Origin of the sequence: Streptomyces longisporoflavus, assembly GCF_014649775.1 — a bacterium.
Classification (GTDB): Bacteria; Actinomycetota; Actinomycetes; order Streptomycetales; family Streptomycetaceae; genus Streptomyces; species Streptomyces longisporoflavus.
Genome location: NZ_BMTR01000014.1, coordinates 166802 through 185037 on the forward strand (window position 1 = coordinate 166802; position 18236 = coordinate 185037).

Below are 18236 nucleotides of genomic sequence, written 5' to 3' on the forward strand. Positions count from 1 at the left end.
CGTGGCTCGGTCCGGGCGGCGGGATACGGCTAGATCAAGCCGTGTTCGGTCAGGTAGTCCAGTTGCGCCCTGACCGACAGTTCCGCCGCCGGCCACAAGGAGCGGTCCACGTCCGCGTACACATGGGCGACCACCTCCGCGGGCGCCGCGTAGCCGTTCTCGACGGCCGTCTCGACCTGGGCCAGTCGGTTCGCGCGGTGGGCGAGGTAGAACTCGACGACCCCCTGGGCGTCCTCCAGCACCGGCCCGTGGCCCGGCAGGACCGTGTGTACGCCGTCGTCGACCGACAGGGACCGCAGGCGCCGCAGCGAGTCGAGATAGTCCCCCAGACGGCCGTCAGGGTGGGCCACGACCGTCGTACCGCGGCCCAGGACCGTATCGCCCGTCAGAACCGCCTGATCGGCCGGAAGGTGGAAGCAGAGGGAATCGGCGGTGTGCCCCGGCGTCGGGACCACGCGCAGTTCCAGGCCGCCCGTCGTGATCACGTCCCCCGCGTCCAGGCCCTCGTCGCCCAGGCGCAGCGCGGGGTCGAGGGCCCGCACCTTGGTACGGGTCAGCTCGGCGAAGCGCGCGGCGCCTTCCGCGTGGTCGGGGTGGCCGTGGGTGAGGAGGGTGAGCGCGACCCGCTGTCCGGCCTTCTCCGCCGTGGCGATGACGTTCTGGAGGTGGGTGTCGTCCAGTGGCCCCGGGTCGATGACGACAGCGAGCCCGGAATCCGGCTCGGACACGATCCAGGTGTTGGTCCCGTCCAGCGTCATCGCGGACGCGTTGGGGGCCAGTACGTTGACGGCGCGGGCGGTGGCGGGACCACTGAGGACTCCGCCCCTTGGCTGTCCGGGGAGGGCGGCGGCTTCAGTCATGCGGGGGTGGCTCCCGTCCGGGTCGTGGCAGGGGTGGCAAGGGCGGCAGGGGTGACAGGTGGGGTCGTGGTGACGGGCGTGACCGCGGTGGCAGGCACCCCGGCGCACCTCACCGGCATCACGCCTGGCCCCCCGTAGGGATGCGCTTGGTGAATTCGGTGTGGCCCGGCCAGGACAGGATCAACTCTCCGTCCTCCAAGCGGGCTTGTGCCAGGACCGGGGTCAGGTCGCGTTCCGGGGCCGCGGCCAGGGCGTCCGCGGCCGAGCCGTACGGGCTCAGCTGGCGCAGGGTCGCGATGGTCGGCGGCATCATCAGGAGGTCGCCCTTGTCGTATCCCGCGGTGGCCTCCCCCGGAGCGATCCACACCGTACGGTCGGCCTCCGTGGAGGCATTGCGGGTGCGCTGCCCCTCCGGGAGGGCCGCCACGAAGAAGAACGTGTCGTAGCGCTTCGGCTCGAACTCCGGAGTGATCCAGCGCGCCCAGGCGGCGAGCAGGTCGCTGCGCAGGACCAGGCCCCTGCGGTCCAGGAACTGGGCGAAGGAGAACTCCCGCGCCACCAGCGCCTCGCGGTCCGCCTCCCAGTCGTCCCCCGTGGTGTCGCCGACGACGCTCGACGGGGTCGGCCCCGCCAGCAGGACGCCCGCCTCCTCGTACGTCTCGCGCACGGCGGCGCAGACGATCGCCTGGGCGCCCGGCTCGTCCACGCCGAGGCGCGCGGCCCAGGACGCGAGGGACGGGCCCGCCCAGCGCACGAGGTGATCGTCGTCGCGCGGGTCCACACCGCCGCCCGGATACGCGTACGCGCCTCCGGCGAATGCCATGGAGGCGCGTCTGCGCAGCATGTGTACGGCGGGGCCCGCCACGGAGTCCCGCAGGAGCATGACCGTGGCCGCCCGGCGCGGAGTCGCGGGCGTCAGTTCGCCGCTGCTCAGCGCACGGATGCGGTCGGGCCACTCCGGGGGATACCACTGCCCATTAGCCATGGGCGGAGGCTATCCCCTGGCGGGCTGATGTTCGAGGGGCAACTATCGGGTGCCAGAAGGCGGCCGGAAACCGCCCGGCTGGGCAGCCGGGGCAGCCGGGACAAAGGGCTACGCCTCGGTCAGCTCCACCTGGATCTCGACCTCGACCGGCGCGTCCAGCGGCAGGACCGCGACGCCCACCGCGCTGCGGGCGTGCACGCCCTTGTCGCCGAGCACCTCGCCCAGCAGCTCGCTCGTGCCGTTGATCACCGCGGGCTGGCCCGTGAAGTCCGGGGCGGACGCCACGAAGCCGACGACCTTCACGACGCGCGCGACACGGTCCAGGTCACCGGCGACGGACTTCACCGCGGCGAGCGCGTTGAGTCCGCACGTACGGGCCAGTTCCTTGGCCTCCTCGGGGGTCACCTCTCCGCCGACCTTGCCGGTCACCGGAAGCTTGCCCTCCACCATCGGGAGCTGGCCCGAGGTGTACACGTACACACCGGACTGCACCGCCGGCTGATAGGCGGCGAGCGGCGGCACGACCTCGGGCAGTGTCAGGCCGAGCTCGGCCAGCTTCGCCTCGACGGCCCCGCTCATCCCTGCTTCTCCCGCTTCAGGTAGGCCACGAGCTGCTCGGAGTTGTTCGGCCCGGGCACGACCTGGACGAGCTCCCAGCCGTCCTCGCCCCAGGTGTCCAGAATCTGCTTCGTGGCATGGACGAGCAGCGGCACGGTTGCGTATTCCCACTTGGTCATGTGGCCGACTGTAGCCGTTGTGAGGCGCTGCTCACGGTGGCCTCCTGCTTAGCCCCCGCGGCGACTGGTTAGGCTCGGAAGTGTGAGCAGGCTCCAGGTCGTCAGCGGCAAGGGCGGTACCGGCAAGACCACGGTGGCCGCCGCACTCGCGCTCGCCCTCGCGACGGAGGGCAAGCGCACCCTCCTCGTGGAGGTCGAGGGCAGACAAGGCATCGCGCAGCTCTTCGAAACCGAAGCGCTGCCGTATGAGGAGCGGAAGATCGCCGTCGCTCCCGGGGGCGGGGAGGTGTATGCCCTTGCCATCGATCCCGAACTGGCGTTGCTCGACTACCTCCAGATGTTCTACAAGCTGGGGGGCGCCGGACGCGCGCTCAAGAAGCTCGGCGCCATCGACTTCGCCACCACGGTCGCGCCCGGCCTGCGGGACGTCCTGCTGACCGGCAAGGCCTGCGAGGCCGTACGCCGCAAGGACAAGAACGGGCGGTACGCGTACGACTGCGTGGTGATGGACGCGCCGCCCACCGGCCGCATCACGCGCTTCCTGAACGTGAACGACGAAGTCGCGGGGCTGGCCAAGATCGGGCCCATACACAATCAGGCGCAGGCCGTGATGCGCGTCCTGAAGTCACCCGAGACAGCGGTGCACCTGGTGACGCTCCTGGAGGAGATGCCCGTCCAGGAGACCGCCGACGGGATCGCCGAGCTGCGTGCCGCGAAGCTCCCCGTGGGACGCGTCATCGTGAACATGGTGCGGCCGGCGCTGCTCGACGAGGCATCCCTGGAGCTCGGGCTCGAGCAGACCCCGCGTACCGCCATCGCCAAGTCCCTGTCCGCCGCCGGGCTCGGCGGGGCCCGTCGCGGCGGTGTCGCCGAGCGTCTGGTGGACCCGCTCCTGGAGCAGGCCGCCGAGTACGCCGAGCGGCACGCCCTGGAGCGCTCCCAGCGGGACGTCCTGGGCGAGCTCGGCCTCCCCCTGCACGAACTCCCGCTGCTGGCCGGCGGAATGGACCTGGCGGGCCTCTACGAACTTGCCAAGGAACTGCGGAAGCAAGGGATCGCATGAGCTCGGACCCCGCACGTAACGCTTCGAATGCCTCGAACGCCTCGGATGCCTCGAAGCGCTCGGGCGCCTCGGACCCCGCGCGGCACGCGGACGCGACACGCCGCCTGGACCCGGCCCGCACGCTCGACGTGGACGCCCTGATCGACGACCCGAAGACCCGCATCGTGGTGTGCTGCGGCTCCGGCGGCGTCGGCAAGACGACCACGGCCGCCGCGCTGGGCCTGCGCGCCGCCGAGCGGGGCCGCAAGGTCGTCGTCCTGACCATCGACCCGGCGCGCCGGCTCGCGCAGTCCATGGGGATCGACTCGCTCGACAACGTCCCGCGCCGGGTCAAGTCCATCGACGGGTCCGGCACCGGCGAGCTGCACGCCATGATGCTCGACATGAAGCGCACCTTCGACGAGATCGTCGAGGCGCACGCGGACAAGGAGCGGGCGAGCGCGATCCTCAACAACCCCTTCTACCAGTCGCTTTCGGCGGGCTTCGCGGGCACGCAGGAGTACATGGCGATGGAGAAGCTGGGGCAGCTGCGCGCCCGCGACGAGTGGGACCTGATCGTCGTCGACACGCCGCCGTCGCGCTCGGCCCTGGACTTCCTCGACGCGCCGAAGCGCCTCGGCTCCTTCCTGGACGGGAAGCTGATCCGGGTGCTCATGGCCCCGGCGAAGGTCGGCGGCCGGGCCGGGATGAAGTTCCTGAACGTCGGGATGTCGATGATGACGGGAGCCCTCGGCAAGCTGCTCGGCGGGCAACTGCTGCGTGACGTCCAGACGTTCGTCGCCGCGATGGACACCATGTTCGGCGGCTTCCGCACCCGGGCGGACGCCACGTACCGGCTGCTCCAGGCGCCGGGAACGGCGTTCCTCGTGGTGGCCTCGCCGGAGCGGGACGCTCTGCGCGAGGCGGCGTATTTCGTGGAGCGCCTGGCCGCGGACGACATGCCGCTCGCGGGGCTCGTGCTCAACCGGGTGCACGGCAGCGGCGCCGCTCAGCTCTCGGCCGAGCGCGCTCTCGCCGCCGCGGAAAATCTTGATGAGAGCCGCATTGTGGATCAGGAGGACGGGAAGGTTGGAGTGCGTAGCTCCCACGAGGCTCCCGGCCACTCCCCCGAGTCACCCGAGTCCCCCGGCGGCTCCGAGACCGCCGACTCCGAGACAGTCGGTTCCGAGACAGTCGGTTCCGAAGCCCAAGCACCTTCCGAACTCCACGACGCGCATCCACCCGTGGCACAGCTGACCGCCGGTCTGCTGCGTCTGCACGCGGAGCGCATGCGGCTGCTCGCACGGGAACAGCGCACGCGCGATCGCTTCACCGCGCTTCACCCCGAGGTGGCCGTGGCCGAAGTGTCGGCGCTGCCGGGTGACGTGCACGACCTGGCAGGCCTTCGGGCCATCGGGGACCGGCTCGCGGCCGGTACCGACGGTGACCCGGCCGGAGCTGCCTGAGCAGGGACGGACCACGGTCAGCTGACCCGCTGCCAACGGACCCGCTACCACCCGACCCACCGTCACCCGGCCCGCTGTCACCCGGCCCGTGCGTGGGGGCTCTTCCGCTTCGCTTCCCGGCCCGTGGGAGGCCTCCCCGCCACCTGGCCGGTGGGGGGTCTGTGCCGCACCGCTACGCGGCGGACGGGCGCTAACCCACTGCCGCGTAGCTCTCGTACGTCTCGTCGTCCTCCAAATCCACGGGCAGCAGGCCCGCGCCACGCTCGTACTCGGACCGCGCCGTCTCCAGCAGACGGCGCCATGAGGTGACGGTGGGACGCCTGCGCAGCAACGCGCGGCGCTCCCGCTCGGTCATGCCACCCCACACGCCGAATTCGACGCGGTTGTCCAGCGCGTCGGCCAGGCACTCCGTGCGCACCGGACATCCGGTGCACACCGCCTTGGCCCTGTTCTGCGCTGCTCCTTGAACGAACAGTTCATCTGGATCGGTAGTGCGGCAGGCCGCCTGCGCACTCCAGTCGGTTACCCAGCCCATACCGGCGCCGTCCTCTCCCGAATCGAGGCTCCCCCACGGCGGCAGCGGCATATTCACCGCCGCCAGTTGAGGACGTTACGGAAGGTGGGCAGTGCGCAACACCCCCTTCGGGCCCAATCTTGAATGGCCCGAACGGACTATGCGTAAGCGGCAGATCACCCGACGGAGTGAGCTGGCGACATGCGTGATCAACCCGGCAAATGCGGGCACTTCAGCTGAGTCACAACGGGCATCGAATGCCGCATGAGGCGAATTCGGGCACTGCCCCGCGCCTGCTCGAACAAGCAGGGAGGTACCCCGACCGGAATCCGGGACCGAGGGAGGGACTGTTGCCGAACCGCACGGCTGTGACAGTTGAGAGCAGCTTAGGCCAAGGCATTGAGGCGTGTCCGGCGATTCAGAACGTAGGCTGCCCCTCATGGGAAAGAAGCGCTCGGGCGGTGGTCTGTCACCAACTCAGCAGGCCGCGAAGTTCCTAGGTGTCAGCGTGCTCGCGGGAGCCGTGCTGGCAGGCATCGCTCTGCCCGCGGCCGGCGCGCTCGGCCTCGCGGCGAAGGGCTCGGTGGAGGAGTTCGACGAGATCCCCTCCAACCTGGAGCAGCCGCCGCTGAGCCAGCGCACCACGATCCTGGACAACAAGGGCGGCTCCATCGCCACGGTCTACTCACGTGACCGCACCGTGGTGCCGCTCGAGGACATCTCGCCGTACATGCAGAAGGCGATCGTCGCGATCGAGGACTCGCGCTTCTACGAGCACGGCGCGGTCGACGCGAAGGGCATCCTGCGCGCCCTGAACCAGAACGCGCAGAGCGGCGGCGTCTCCCAGGGCGCCTCCACGCTCACGCAGCAGTACGTGAAGAACGTCTTCGTCGAAGAGGCGGGCAACGACCCGACGAAGGTCGCCGAGGCCACCCAGCAGACGCTCGGGCGCAAGATCCGCGAGCTGAAGTACGCGATCCAGGTCGAGGAGAAGCTGGGCAAGAAGCGCATCCTCAGCAACTACCTGAACATCACCTACTTCGGGCAGCAGGCGTACGGAGTCGAGGCCGCGTCCCAGCGCTACTTCTCCAAGCCCGCCAAGGATCTGCAGGTCCAGGAGGCCGCGCTGCTCGCCGGCATCGTGCAGTCCCCCAGCCGGTACGACCCGGTGAACGACTCCGAGGAAGCCACCAAGCGCCGCAACACCGTGCTCCAGCGGATGGCGGAGACGCACGACCTCACGCAGGCGGAGGCCGCGGAGGCGAAGGCGAAGCCGCTCGGCCTGAAGGTGAGCAAGCCCAAGAACGGCTGCATCACGGCGGTCAGCGGCGCCGGGTTCTTCTGTGACTACGTACGCGAGGTCTTCCTCTCCGACCCGGTCTTCGGCAAGACCCAGAAGGAACGGGCCAAGGTCTGGAACCAGGGCGGTCTGCGGATCAAGACGACGCTCGATCCGCAGTCGCAGCAGTCCGTGCAGGCATCGATAAAGGATCACGTCTACCAGTCCGACGACGTGGCGACGGCGGCCACCATCGTCGAGCCCGGCACCGGCAAGATCCTGGGGATGGGCCAGTCGCGGCCCTACGGCATCAACCTCAAGGACAACGAGACCTCGATGAACCTGTCCGTGGACCACGCCATGGGCGGCGGCGCGGGCTACCAGCCGGGGTCGACCTTCAAGCCGATCGTCGCGGCGGCCGCCCTGGAGGGCGGCATGTCCCCGACGAAGAGCTACGGCTCGCCGTACGAGATGCCGTATCCCGACAGCGTCGCGGCCTGCGACGGCAAGAAGTGGCTCAACTCGGGCGGCGCCAAGCTCACCAACGAGAACGAGACCGAGGTCGGCCCGTACGACATGCGGGAAGCGACCGCGAAGTCGGTCAACACCTACTACGTCGAGATGATCGGAGACATCGGGATCTGCCCGGTGACGCAGATGGCCGAGAAGATGGGCGTCGAGCGGGCCGACGGCAGGAAGATCGACCAGGCGCCGTCGATCGCGCTCGGCACCCAGGAGATGTCGCCGCTGACGATGGCGAGCGCGTACGCGACGTTCGCGGCACGCGGTAAGTACTGCTCGCCGATCGCGATCGAGTCGATCTCCGCTCCGGGCGGCAAGTCGCTGCCGGTGCCGAAGTCGACGTGCTCGCGTGCGATGTCGACAAAGACGGCCGACACGATGAACACCCTCCTGAAGGGCGTGGTCGAGGACGGAACCGGCAAGCAGGCCGGCCTCGGCTCCCGCGCGAGCGCGGGCAAGACGGGTACGACCGACTACCGCTACGCCGCCTGGTTCGTGGGCTACACCCCGAACATGTCGGGCGCGGTCTGGGTCGGCGACCCGCAGCACAAGCGGCAGATGGTCAACATCCCCATCGGCGGCCGTACGTACGGCAAGGTCTTCGGTGGTGAGGTGCCGGGTCCGATCTGGCGGGACGCGATGAGCGGAGCGCTCGCGGGCAAGCCCGCGCCGGGCTTCCACACCGTCCACATCCCGAACGGCGACAAGGACAAGGACGAGCACCACGACGACGGCAAGCCGGGCGACAGCGGCAACGGCAACGGCGGTGGCGGCAACGGCGGCGGCAGCAACGGTGGCGGCGGTGACGACGGCGGGGACGACAACCCCTGGCCGGACATCTCCCTGCCGCCGGACGTCATCGGCGGTGGTGGCAACGGCGGGAACGGCAATGGCAACGGCGGCGGGATCGGCGGCTGGAACCGGTAATCCCTGATCGCGGACTCGGTACGACTCGGTACGCAAATGAGGGCGCCCCCTGCTTCAGGGGGCGCCCTCATCCGCGTACTACGGGATCGGCGGGCTCTCAGCCCGCGAGCTGCTTCTTGACCGCGGCGGCGACACGGCCGCCCTCCGCCAGGCCCGCGACCTTCGGGTTCACGATCTTCATGACCTGGCCCATGGCGCGCGGCCCCTCGGCACCCGCGGCCCTGGCCTCCTCGACCGCCCCGGCGACGATCGCCTGGAGCTCGTCCTCGGAGAGCTGCTTGGGCAGGTACTCGGCGAGGATCTCGCCCTCCGCCTTCTCCTTCTGGGCCTGCTCCGCACGGCCGCCGTCGGCGAACGCCTCCGCGGCCTCGCGGCGCTTCTTCGCCTCGCGGGCGATCACCTTCTGCACCTCGTCGTCGGAGAGCTCACGGGCCGTCTTGCCCGCGACCTCCTCCTTCGTGATGGCGGTCAGGGTCAGCCGGAGCGTCGAGGAGCGCAGCTCGTCACGCCCCCTGATCGCGGCGGTGAGGTCTTCCTGGAGCTTCGACTTGAGCGTGGTCATACGCTGATTGTCGCAGGTGTGTACGGCCCGACGCCCGCTGATTTAGGGGGCCTTCGGGTCTGACACGATGGGTGGATGCGCGCGCGATACGCAGTACCCCTGGGAATCACGGCGACAGCCGCCGCCGGTCTGGCCTACTCGGTGGGCTTCGAAGCCCGCTCCTTCCGACTGCGACGGGTCACGGTGCCGGTCCTTCCGCCGGGGATGCGGCCACTGAGAGTCCTCCAGGTGTCGGACATCCACATGGTGTCCGGTCAGCGCAAGAAGCAGCGCTGGCTGCGCTCGCTCGCGGGCCTGCGCCCCGACTTCGTGATCAACACCGGGGACAACCTCTCCGACCCGGAGGGCGTGCCCGAGGTCCTCGACTCGCTCGGCCCGCTGATGCAGTTCCCCGGGGCGTACGTCTTCGGCTCGAACGACTACTACGGGCCCAAGCCGAAGAACCCCGCCCGCTACCTGCTGGAGAAGTCACGGGGCAAGCACGGCCTGAACGGCAACCCGCCCGCCGTCGGCGTGATCCACAACCCGTGGGAGGACCTGCGCGACGGCTTCGACTCGGCGGGCTGGGTGAACCTGACGAACACCCGCGGCGCCCTGAAGGCCGAGGGCTACGAGATCGGCCTCACGGGCCTGGACGACCCGCACATCAAGCGCGACCGGTACGCGCGCGTGGCGGGCGGTCCCGACGCGGGCGCCGACTTCTCGATGGGCATCGTGCACGCCCCGTACCTGCGCACCCTCGACTCCTTCACGGCCGACGGCTACCCCCTGATCCTCGCGGGCCACACCCACGGCGGCCAGCTGTGCATCCCCTTCTACGGGGCGCTCGTCACCAACTGCGACCTGGACACGGATCGCGTGAAGGGCCTGTCGACGCACGAGGCGGAGGGCCGGACGTCGTACATGCACGTCTCCGCGGGCTGCGGCGCCAACCGCTACACCCCGATGCGCTTCGCCTGCCCGCCCGAGGCGACGCTCCTGACCCTGGTCCCACAGGCCTGAGGCCCGCCGCGGCCGGGGCCCCGGAAACCGGATTTCGTCTCAGGGCGCCGGTCCGCTAAAGTAATCGATGTCGCCACGGCCTGCGCAGCGGGCCGATGGAACAACGACATCGGGGTGTAGCGCAGCTTGGCAGCGCGCTTCGTTCGGGACGAAGAGGTCGTGGGTTCAAATCCCGCCACCCCGACAGCTGAAACACCAGGTCAGGGGCCTGATCCGCGAGAGCGGGTCAGGCCCCTGAGTGGTTTCCGGGGGCAGGGCGGCGAGGGCGCGGCCCGTGCTGCTTTCTCGTACAACCTTTCGATCCCTTGGAGCGTCTACGGGCCGTCCGGTCCCGTTTCAAGGAGAAGCTCATCGTGTCTCTGCAGTTCCGTTCTCTGCAATGCCGCACCGCCCTCGCCACCGCGACCGTCACCGCGCTGACCGGCGGTCTGCTCGCCGTCGTGTCCGCTACGCCCGCGGGCGCCGCCGCCGCCAAGTACGCCGACGACTTCAACGGTGACGGGCACCGGGACGTCGCCATCGGGGCGCCGTACAAGGCCGTCGGCGGGGCTTCCGCCGCGGGCGGGGTGGTCGTGTCTCTCGGGTCCGCCTCCGGTCTTACCGAGAAGAACGTCTCTCTCACCCAGAGTTCCGCCGGGGTGGCAGGCGCGCCGGAGGAGGGCGATCACTTCGGGATGTCGCTCGCCAGCGGGGACCTGGACAGGGACGGATACGCGGACCTGGTCGTGGGCGCCGACGGCGAGGACGTGGGCAGCGTCGAGGGCCAGGGCAGCGTGACCATCCTGTGGGGCGGCACCAAGCCGTTCACCATCAGCACCACGACCGTCGTGGACAGCCCGGAGAAGTGGCAGGCGCACGGCTGGGACGTGGCGGTGGGGGACTTCACCGGGGACAGCGGCGCGGATCTCGCCGTTATCGAGCCGGGCGCGGTCGTCGTGTACGAGGGCGGCTTCTCGCGGGGGAGCCAGCCTGCCTCCGCGTACACCCTGACGGTTCCTGGCGCCCCGCTGCGCTACTCGGAGGCGTCCGTCGGGGACGTGAACGGTGACGGCAAGGACGACCTCGCCGTCACCGGCGACGCCGGCACCGGCCGCCCGGCCACCGACCTCTACACCGGCCAGGAGGGACGGCCGTACCGGGCCCAGCGCGTGGAGGACGGCAACACCGCTGTGGCCCTCGGCGACATCAACGGCGACGGCTTCGACGACATGGCCACCTCCCTCACTTGGCCCGAGTTCTTCTCCGTCGACGACCCGAGCGACGGCGCCGGCTACGTCACCGTCCGGTACGGCGGCTCGACGGGCTTCGGCGACGGTCTCGTGCTCCACCAGGACACGGCCGGTGTGCCGGGTGCCAACGAAGACGGCGACGGCTGGGGCTCTTCCCTCGCGATCGGCGACGTCACGGGTGACGGCCGCTCCGAACTCGTCGTCGGCGCCAACGGCGAGTGGCTCGGCGATCTGGAGAACGCCGGTGACGTGACCGTGTTCCGCGGCTCCGCGTCCGGCGTGGCCACCTCCGGGGTCGTACGCATCGACCAGGACACCGCGGGAGTGCCGGGCACCGCGGAGACCGACGACCTCTTCGGCGCGCGGGTCCGGATAGCCGACTATGACCGGGACGGCAAGGGCGACCTCGCGGTGACCGCCTCCTTCGAGAACGACCGGAGCGGAGGCCTGTGGACCCTGCCGGGCACCTCGTCCGGTCTCACCGGCTCCGGTTCCGCCTCCCTCAGCTCCGCCGACTTCGGCCTGGCGAGCGGATCCCGGCTCGGCGAGACGATGCAGGACTGACCATCTGCGCCATGCGCTGCGGGGCTCACGACCCGCGTCGTTTCGGCGCCGGTCCCTCCCCTGTGGGGACCGGTGCCGAACGACGGTGCCGACCCGCGCCGCGTCGGCGAACCGGAGCGGGCCGAAAGGACCGGATCCGCAATCGACATGAATGCGGGCCCGGGGCGGCCCGGTGAGGATGGGCCAAAATCAGCCGAGGCCGTGCGGCGTCACGAGCCGCCTGTGCGGGTAGCAGGACTTGGGTGACCTGCCCTGACGCTGCGCGGTTGAACGGCTACTGCTTCGCGATCCTGCCAGTTAGGCCACCGGAACGGGAGGTTCCGCCCCTGTCCGGACCCTGTAGTCGCAGGTCAGCCGTATAAGGTGAGTTTTCCGGTCCGGATGTCCAGGTGCGGGGGAATTAAGGAGTGAAGGCCTTGCGTTCCGATTCAGGGGCACGCACAGCCTTCGCGGAACGTCTTGCGCTGCTCTACAAGGAAGCCGGTAACCCTCCTCTCCAGCGCGTGGCCGAGGCGGTCGTCCGGCAGCAGCGCGTCGACGAGCGGGGGCGGCCCGTACGGGTCTCCGCCCAGCGGATCAGCGACTGGCGGCGGGCCAGGAACGTGCCCGCCCAGTTCGCCGCCCTCTCGGCGGTGCTGCACGTCCTGATACCCGAAGCTCGGCGCGAGCGACCCGCGCCGGTGTCCACCGGCCTGTACGACATGGCCCAGTGGCAGCTCCTGTGGGAGCGCGCGGTGGCCGACCCGGTCAGCGGCCGGGCCGCCCCGGCATCCGTGGAAGACGCGGAAGGATCCCGGGACGACGCCCCGGCCGCCGCCGTCCCCGGCGTGTGCCCCTACCGAGGGCTGGCCTCATACCGGCAGCAGGATTCCCGGTGGTTCTTCGGCCGCGAGCGGAGCACGGACGCCCTCGTGACCCAGCTCCGCGCCGTGGAGAAGTCGGGCGGTCTGGTGATGCTGGTGGGCGCATCGGGCGCGGGGAAGTCCTCCCTTCTGAACGCCGGTCTGGTGCCCGCGCTGCAGAGCGGCGCGCTGAGCGGGGACGACGGCGACGCAGGTCCCGTACTCCAGTTCGTACCAGGCGGTGAACCTCTCAAGGAGCTGGCCCGCCAGATACCCGAACTCGCTCACGTCATCGCGGCCGAAGCCGAGGCCGGGGCTGGGGCTGGGACCGGGACCGCGGCAGTGGCAAAGGACGAGGCCGGAGCCGCGGCCCCAGAAGGCGCCGCGGCATCAGGCCCCTGTACCCCGCGATTCGCGAACGCCGTGCGCGAGGCCGTCACGGCGTGGGCGCGGCGCGAGGCCCCCTTCGGGGCCCGGCCGGTCATCATCGTGGACCAGTTCGAGGAGACCTTCACGCTCACCTCCGACGAGGCGGCCAAGCGCGCTTTCGTCCAGACCCTCCAGGCCGCGTCCTCGCCCCCCGACGCCGGTGAGCCGGCCCCCGCGCTCGTGGTCCTCGGCATACGCGCCGACTTCTACGAGCAGTGCCTCGGGCACCCCGAACTCGCCGACGCGCTACAGCACCGGCACATGGTGCTCGGCCCGCTGACCACCCCGGAGCTGCGCGAGGCGGTGACCGGCCCGGCCAAGGCGGTGGGACTCGAACTCGAACCGGGCCTCGCCGAGCTGATCGTCCGCGAGGTGAGCACCGACGGGCCGCGCGGCGCGCACGACGCGGGCGTGCTGCCGCTCCTCTCCCACGCCCTGCTCGCCACCTGGCAGCGCCGGAAGACGGGAAAGCTGACGCTGGCCGGCTACCGCGCGGCGGGCGGCATCCAGGGAGCCGTCGCGGCGAGCGCCGAGCGCGCGTGGTCCGACCTCGACCCCGCCGCCCGTACCGCCGCCAGGCTCCTCCTCCTCAGGCTCGTCCGGCTCGGCGAGGACACCCGGGCCACCCGGCGGCGGGGAACGCGGCGCCAGCTGGCGCAGGAGTCGACGGATCCCGGCAAGACGGAGGAGTCGCTCGAAGCGCTGGTCCGCGCCCGCCTTGTGACCCTCGACGCGGGAACCGTGGAGATTACGCACGAGGCGCTGCTCCACGCCTGGCCCCGGCTGCGCGACTGGATCGACGAGGACAGGAACGACAACCTGCTCCGCCAACGCCTCGAGGAGGACGGCAGGGCCTGGGAGGACTCCGACCGCGATACGTCGCTGCTCTACCGGGGTTCCCGTCTGGAGCAGGCCCGCACCTGGGCGAAGACCGCCGGGGGCACCTTCCTGACCAAGGGCGCGGTGGAGTTCCTGGCCGCCTCGGCAAGGCTCCGCAAGCGCACGGTCCTGATCACCCGTGGTGCGGTGGCGGCGCTGGTCGTGCTGGCGATGGTGGCCGTCGTCTCGGCGGTGGTCGCCTGGCAGCAGCGCGACGACGCGGTGTTCCAGCAGGTGGTCGCCGAGGCCGACCGCGCCCAGCACACGGATCCTTCGCTGTCCGCTCAACTCGACCTGGTGGCGCACAATCTGCGTCCCGGGGACGCGGGCACGAAGAACCGGCTGCTCTCGATCGTGAATGCCCCGCTGGCCACCCCGGTCCTCGGCCACAAGGGCGCCGTCTACCTCACCTCGTTCAGCCCGGACGGCCGGGTTCTCGCCACCGCCAGCTACGACAGGACCGTACGGCTGTGGGACGTGTCGGACCCCTCGCGGCCCGAGCCTCTGGGCAAACCCCTCACCAGCCATACGAGTTGGGTGAGCAGCGCCGTGTTCAGTCCGGACGGCGACACCCTTGCCACCGCTTCGGACGACGGCACGGTCCGGCTGTGGGACGTCCGGGACCCCGGCCGGCCGCGGTCCCTCGGCCCGCCCGTGGCCGGACACGGGGGTGCCATCTATCTGGTCGCGTTCAGTCCGGACGGGCGCACGCTGGCCTCCGCGAACGACGACCACCACGTGCGGCTGTACGACGTGGCGGACCCGGGCCGGCCGAAGGCGCTCGGCGCTCTGGCCGGCCACACCGCAGCCGTGCGCTCCGTGGCCTTCAGCCCCGACGGCAAGTCCCTGGCGGCCGGTGGGGACAGCGGCGAGATCAGACTGTGGAACGTGGCCGATCCGCGGCGCCCGAAGCCGGTCCGCAAGGCGCTGACCGGCCACGGGAGCACGGTGCACTCCGTGGCCTTCAGCCCCGACGGCCGCACGCTGGCCAGCGGCAGCGACGACAACTCCATCCGGCTCTGGGACGTCACCGACCCCCGCGCGGCGAAATCGCTCGGCGAGCCGCTCAGGGGACATACCGGTGCCGTGTGGTCCGTGGCCTTCAACCCCGCGGGGACGACGCTCGCGGCCGCCAGCGCTGACAGCACCGCGAGCCTCTGGAACGTCCGTGATCCGGAGCATCCCTCGCAGGTCGGCGAGCCTCTCGCGGGCAGCAGCGGGGAGATGTACGCCCTCGGTTTCAGCCCGGACGGACGGACTCTCGCCACCGGGAGCGGCGACAACAAGGTCCGCCTGTGGTCGATACCGACGTCGGACATGATCGGCAGGATCGGGGCGTTCCGGCCTGACGGGAAGGTGCTCGCCACCGCGGCGCGCGACGACCAGATGCGGCTGTGGAACGTGGAGCGGCCCACTCGGCCCGTCGCACTGGGCAAACCGTTCAAGCCCCGGGGCGGGAACGTGCGTGCGCCGGTGTTCTCCCCCGACGGCCGTACGCTCGCGGTCCTCACCGGCAACCGTGCGGTGCAGCTGTGGGACGTCACCGACCCGGCCCGGCCTGTCCCCCACGGACCCCCCGTCGCCCTGCGGACACGGTTCGCCGCCGCGCTGGCGTTCAGCCCGGACGGGCGCACCCTTGCGACCGCCGACACCGACCACACCATCCAGTTGTGGAACGTCGGCGATCCGTCCCGGCTCCGCAAGCTCGGCGCGCCGCTCACGGGCCACAAGGGCTACATCAACTCCCTCGCCTTCAGTCCGGGCGGGCGGGCTCTGGCCAGTGCCAGCGCGGACGGCACCATCCGGCTGTGGAACGTGGCCGACCCGCGTCATGTCGCGCGCCTCGGCAAGCCCCTCAAGGGTCACCTCGGGCCGATCAACGAACTGGCCTACAGCCCGGACGGCCGCACGCTGGCCAGCGGCAGCGACGACGGCACGGTCCGCCTCTGGAACGTCACCGACCCGCGCCGGGCGGCCCGGTCGGGCTCCTCCCTCACGGGCCACACCGACTCGGTGATGTCGCTGACGTTCAGCAAGGACGGCGAGACGCTGGCGAGCGGCGGCAACGACAACACGGTCCGCCTCTGGGACGTCACGGACCCCGCCGAGGCCGCTCCCATCGGCCAGTCCATGAGCCCCAACGCCAAGACGGGCACTTTTCTGTCGTTCAGTCCCAGGGGCGGGATGCTCGGCGTTTCGAGCGGCATCGATACCGTCCGGTTGTGGAACTTGGACACCGACGAGGCGGTTCGCCGCATTTGCTCGACCACCCGGGGCGTTCTCACCCGGGACAAATGGCATGAGTATCTGCCCCGACTCTCGTACGAGCCGCCCTGCGACGAGTGATTTGCGGCCCCCGCCCGGCTATCGGGACGCGTGATACGCATCACAACTCGCCCTTTCGGCGGCCGAGTTGTCTCCCCCTGGGCACGCCGCCTTGTTACCGTTGGCCATAGCCCGATCGCTGGTGCATCCCCCGTCGCCAGCGATCGGGCGTTTTCGTGATCTCGGCACGGTGATTGCGGCTCGGTGATTGCGGCTCTGCGGGCCCGGTGGATCAAATTGAGGCACGCCCGGCCGGAAATCTACGTTGCAACTAGGTGGCGGGGCCATGCGTCGTCCCGCGCGCACCTTGCATAACGCAGATGAGACCCGGTCCGCTCAGTTAGCAAGTCGGGCCTCATTAATGGGCGGAAACCCCGGCGTGGCGCGTCCCGTGAAGACCTCTTGAGGAGTCGTAGTGTGAGCGCCGTCGAGCAAACAGGACGGTGAGCGCACCATGGCCAAGGCCTACGAGGAGATCGCGGACGAGCTACGGGCACGGATTCGCTCGGGCCGGCTCGAACCAGGCGACCGGCTGCCGTCCGAGGCGGACCTCATCCAGAGCACCGGGCGCAGCGGGCCGACCGTCCAACAGGCCCTGCGCGTGCTCCAGGCGGAGGGCCTGATCGAGAAGCAGCACGGCCGCGGGACCTTCGTACGCCGCCAACGCGTGAGGTTGCAGCGCTCGAACACCCGGCATCAATGGGAGAAGAACCGCGCTCGCGCGCCCGAGGGGCAGCGCCTGGCGACGGGCGCGACCGAACACGACACCGGCCTGGACGTCGACGACCTCGTCTTTCACGCGGCGTACCGCGAGATCGAGGCGCACAAGGACCTCGCGGAGGCTCTGGGCGTCGAGGAAGGGACGGCGCTCGTGGAACGGAACTACCGGACGCGCCACAACGCCGAGCCGAACCCGTTCACCCGCGTCACGTCGTATCTGATCCGCGACCTCGTCAAGGGAAACCCGGACCTCCTCGACGAGGCGAACGAGCCCTGGCCGGGCGGGACCGGCAACCAGCTGTACACGGTGGGCATCGAGATCGACCGCGTCGAGGAGCATGTCACGGCCCGGCCCCCGACCATGGACGAGGCCGAGGAGTTGGGCCTGCCGCCCGGCACCGCGGTCCTCGTCGTGCGCAAGACCCAGTACGACACGGACGACCGCGTCGTCGAGCTGTCGGACATCACGCTGCCCGGCGATCGCACGGAACTGGTCTTCACGACTCACCTGGAAAGGTGGTGAGCCGTGAACCGGCGCATCATCGTCGTCACGGCCGTCCACGCGCCATCGGCGCGTTTCCTGGCCGACGCCTACAAGTCCCTCGGCGAGCAGGAGTTGCCGGCCGGGTGGGAATGGCACTGGCTGATCCAGGAGGACGGGACGACGGACCAGGTCGCGCCGCACGTACCCGACGACGACCGGGTCACGTTCCGGCAGGGCCGTCCGGGAGGCCCCGGGGTGGCCCGGACCATGGCCCTGGCGCACGCGGACGGCGAGTACATCAAGGTCCTTGACGCCGACGACCAGCTCACGCCCGGTGCGCTGGCCCGCGACCTCAAGGCCCTCGAAGCTGACCGGACCATCGGCTGGGCGACGTCACGCGTGCTCGATCTGCTCCCCGACGGCTCCACCGCCGGCTTCCCCGGCGACCCCGCACCCGGGCCGGTCGAACTCCTCGAAGTACTCGACCACTGGGCGTCCCACGACTACCTCGCGCAGGTCCACCCGGCCACGCTCTTCGTGCGCCGCGAGCTGCTCGTGGCCCTGGGCGGCTGGATGGCCCTGCCGGCATCCGAGGACACGGGCCTCCTGCTCGCCCTGAACTCGACGTCCCGCGGCTGGTTCTCGTCGGAGGTCGGCCTGCTCTACCGCAAGTGGGAAGGCCAGATGACCGGCCAGGCGGCGCACGTCGACACGGCGGAGCGGGCCGACCGCATGGCCGTGATCGAGGCGAGGGCGCGGGCATTGACGCACTTCCGGTGGCGCTACGACGGGGAATAGCCGGAGCGACGCAAATCAGGCGACGCAAACCATTGGTAGAGGGGATTCAGGCCCGCAAGGTCACACCGAA

14 protein-coding genes and 1 tRNA gene are annotated in these 18236 nt (G+C 70.6%); 9 read left to right on the forward strand and 6 right to left on the reverse strand.

Annotation, left to right across the window (positions count from 1 at the left end; translation table 11 throughout):
- Positions 1 to 29: 29 nt before the first annotated feature.
- The 4 genes from IE226_RS27355 to sp36 all read right to left on the reverse strand — a co-directional run bounded on the left by IE226_RS27355 (position 30) and on the right by sp36 (position 2582).
- The gene (locus IE226_RS27355) at positions 30 to 860 is read right to left on the reverse strand and encodes an MBL fold metallo-hydrolase (RefSeq protein WP_190084052.1); all 831 of its coding nucleotides are present in this window, start codon (positions 858 to 860) and stop codon (positions 30 to 32) included.
- A gap of 118 nt (positions 861 to 978) precedes the next feature.
- Positions 979 to 1845 carry an NUDIX hydrolase gene (locus IE226_RS27360; RefSeq protein ID WP_190084053.1) on the reverse strand — a complete coding sequence of 289 codons (867 nt, stop codon included), beginning with the start codon at positions 1843 to 1845 and terminating at the stop codon, positions 979 to 981.
- 108 nt (positions 1846 to 1953) lie between these two features.
- Positions 1954 to 2424 carry a RidA family protein gene (locus IE226_RS27365; protein ID WP_190084054.1) on the reverse strand — a complete coding sequence of 157 codons (471 nt, stop codon included), beginning with the start codon at positions 2422 to 2424 and terminating at the stop codon, positions 1954 to 1956.
- Positions 2421 to 2582, reverse strand: a complete 162-nt coding sequence (gene sp36 / locus IE226_RS27370) for a Sp36 family protein (RefSeq protein ID WP_190084055.1) — start codon at positions 2580 to 2582, stop codon at positions 2421 to 2423. Before sp36 ends, IE226_RS27365 begins: the two co-directional genes overlap by 4 nt.
- A gap of 82 nt (positions 2583 to 2664) precedes the next feature.
- Here sp36 and bagA point away from each other — a divergent pair, with 82 nt between their 5' ends.
- Both bagA and bagB read left to right on the forward strand, forming a co-directional pair.
- A complete protein-coding gene (bagA, locus tag IE226_RS27375; protein WP_190084056.1) occupies positions 2665 to 3645 on the forward strand; it encodes an ATPase BagA in 981 nt (326 codons plus the stop codon).
- A complete protein-coding gene (gene bagB, locus IE226_RS27380; RefSeq protein WP_190084057.1) occupies positions 3642 to 5090 on the forward strand; it encodes an ATPase BagB in 1449 nt (482 codons plus the stop codon). The genes bagA and bagB overlap by 4 nt, the downstream gene beginning before the upstream one ends.
- Before the next feature lie 190 nt (positions 5091 to 5280).
- On the opposite strand, the gene IE226_RS27385 is transcribed toward bagB, so the two are convergent.
- Positions 5281 to 5625 carry a WhiB family transcriptional regulator gene (locus IE226_RS27385; RefSeq protein WP_167828965.1) on the reverse strand — a complete coding sequence of 115 codons (345 nt, stop codon included), beginning with the start codon at positions 5623 to 5625 and terminating at the stop codon, positions 5281 to 5283.
- 418 nt (positions 5626 to 6043) lie between these two features.
- Between IE226_RS27385 and IE226_RS27390 the strand changes: the two genes are divergently transcribed.
- Positions 6044 to 8332, forward strand: a complete 2289-nt coding sequence (locus tag IE226_RS27390; protein ID WP_190084058.1) for a transglycosylase domain-containing protein — start codon at positions 6044 to 6046, stop codon at positions 8330 to 8332.
- Between the two features lie 97 nt (positions 8333 to 8429).
- Here the strand turns inward: IE226_RS27390 and IE226_RS27395 are convergent, their stop codons facing one another.
- Positions 8430 to 8894, reverse strand: coding sequence for a GatB/YqeY domain-containing protein (locus IE226_RS27395; protein ID WP_190084059.1), 465 nt, complete (start codon positions 8892 to 8894; stop codon positions 8430 to 8432).
- 75 nt (positions 8895 to 8969) lie between these two features.
- On the opposite strand from IE226_RS27395, the gene IE226_RS27400 reads away from it, so the two are divergent.
- The 6 genes from IE226_RS27400 to IE226_RS27425 all read left to right on the forward strand — a co-directional run bounded on the left by IE226_RS27400 (position 8970) and on the right by IE226_RS27425 (position 18166).
- The gene (locus IE226_RS27400; protein ID WP_190084060.1) at positions 8970 to 9896 is read left to right on the forward strand and encodes a metallophosphoesterase; all 927 of its coding nucleotides are present in this window, start codon (positions 8970 to 8972) and stop codon (positions 9894 to 9896) included.
- A 110-nt stretch (positions 9897 to 10006) separates the two neighbouring features.
- Positions 10007 to 10080 (forward strand) — tRNA-Pro (locus tag IE226_RS27405).
- Between the two features lie 169 nt (positions 10081 to 10249).
- Positions 10250 to 11689, forward strand: coding sequence for an FG-GAP-like repeat-containing protein (locus IE226_RS27410; RefSeq protein WP_229871568.1), 1440 nt, complete (start codon positions 10250 to 10252; stop codon positions 11687 to 11689).
- 407 nt (positions 11690 to 12096) lie between these two features.
- A complete protein-coding gene (locus IE226_RS27415; RefSeq protein ID WP_190084061.1) occupies positions 12097 to 16185 on the forward strand; it encodes an nSTAND1 domain-containing NTPase in 4089 nt (1362 codons plus the stop codon).
- Positions 16186 to 16618: 433 nt separating this feature from the next.
- Positions 16619 to 17407 carry a GntR family transcriptional regulator gene (locus IE226_RS27420; protein ID WP_190084062.1) on the forward strand — a complete coding sequence of 263 codons (789 nt, stop codon included), beginning with the start codon at positions 16619 to 16621 and terminating at the stop codon, positions 17405 to 17407.
- 3 nt (positions 17408 to 17410) lie between these two features.
- The gene (locus tag IE226_RS27425) at positions 17411 to 18166 is read left to right on the forward strand and encodes a glycosyltransferase family 2 protein (RefSeq protein ID WP_190084063.1); all 756 of its coding nucleotides are present in this window, start codon (positions 17411 to 17413) and stop codon (positions 18164 to 18166) included.
- The last annotated feature ends 70 nt before the right edge of the window (positions 18167 to 18236 follow it).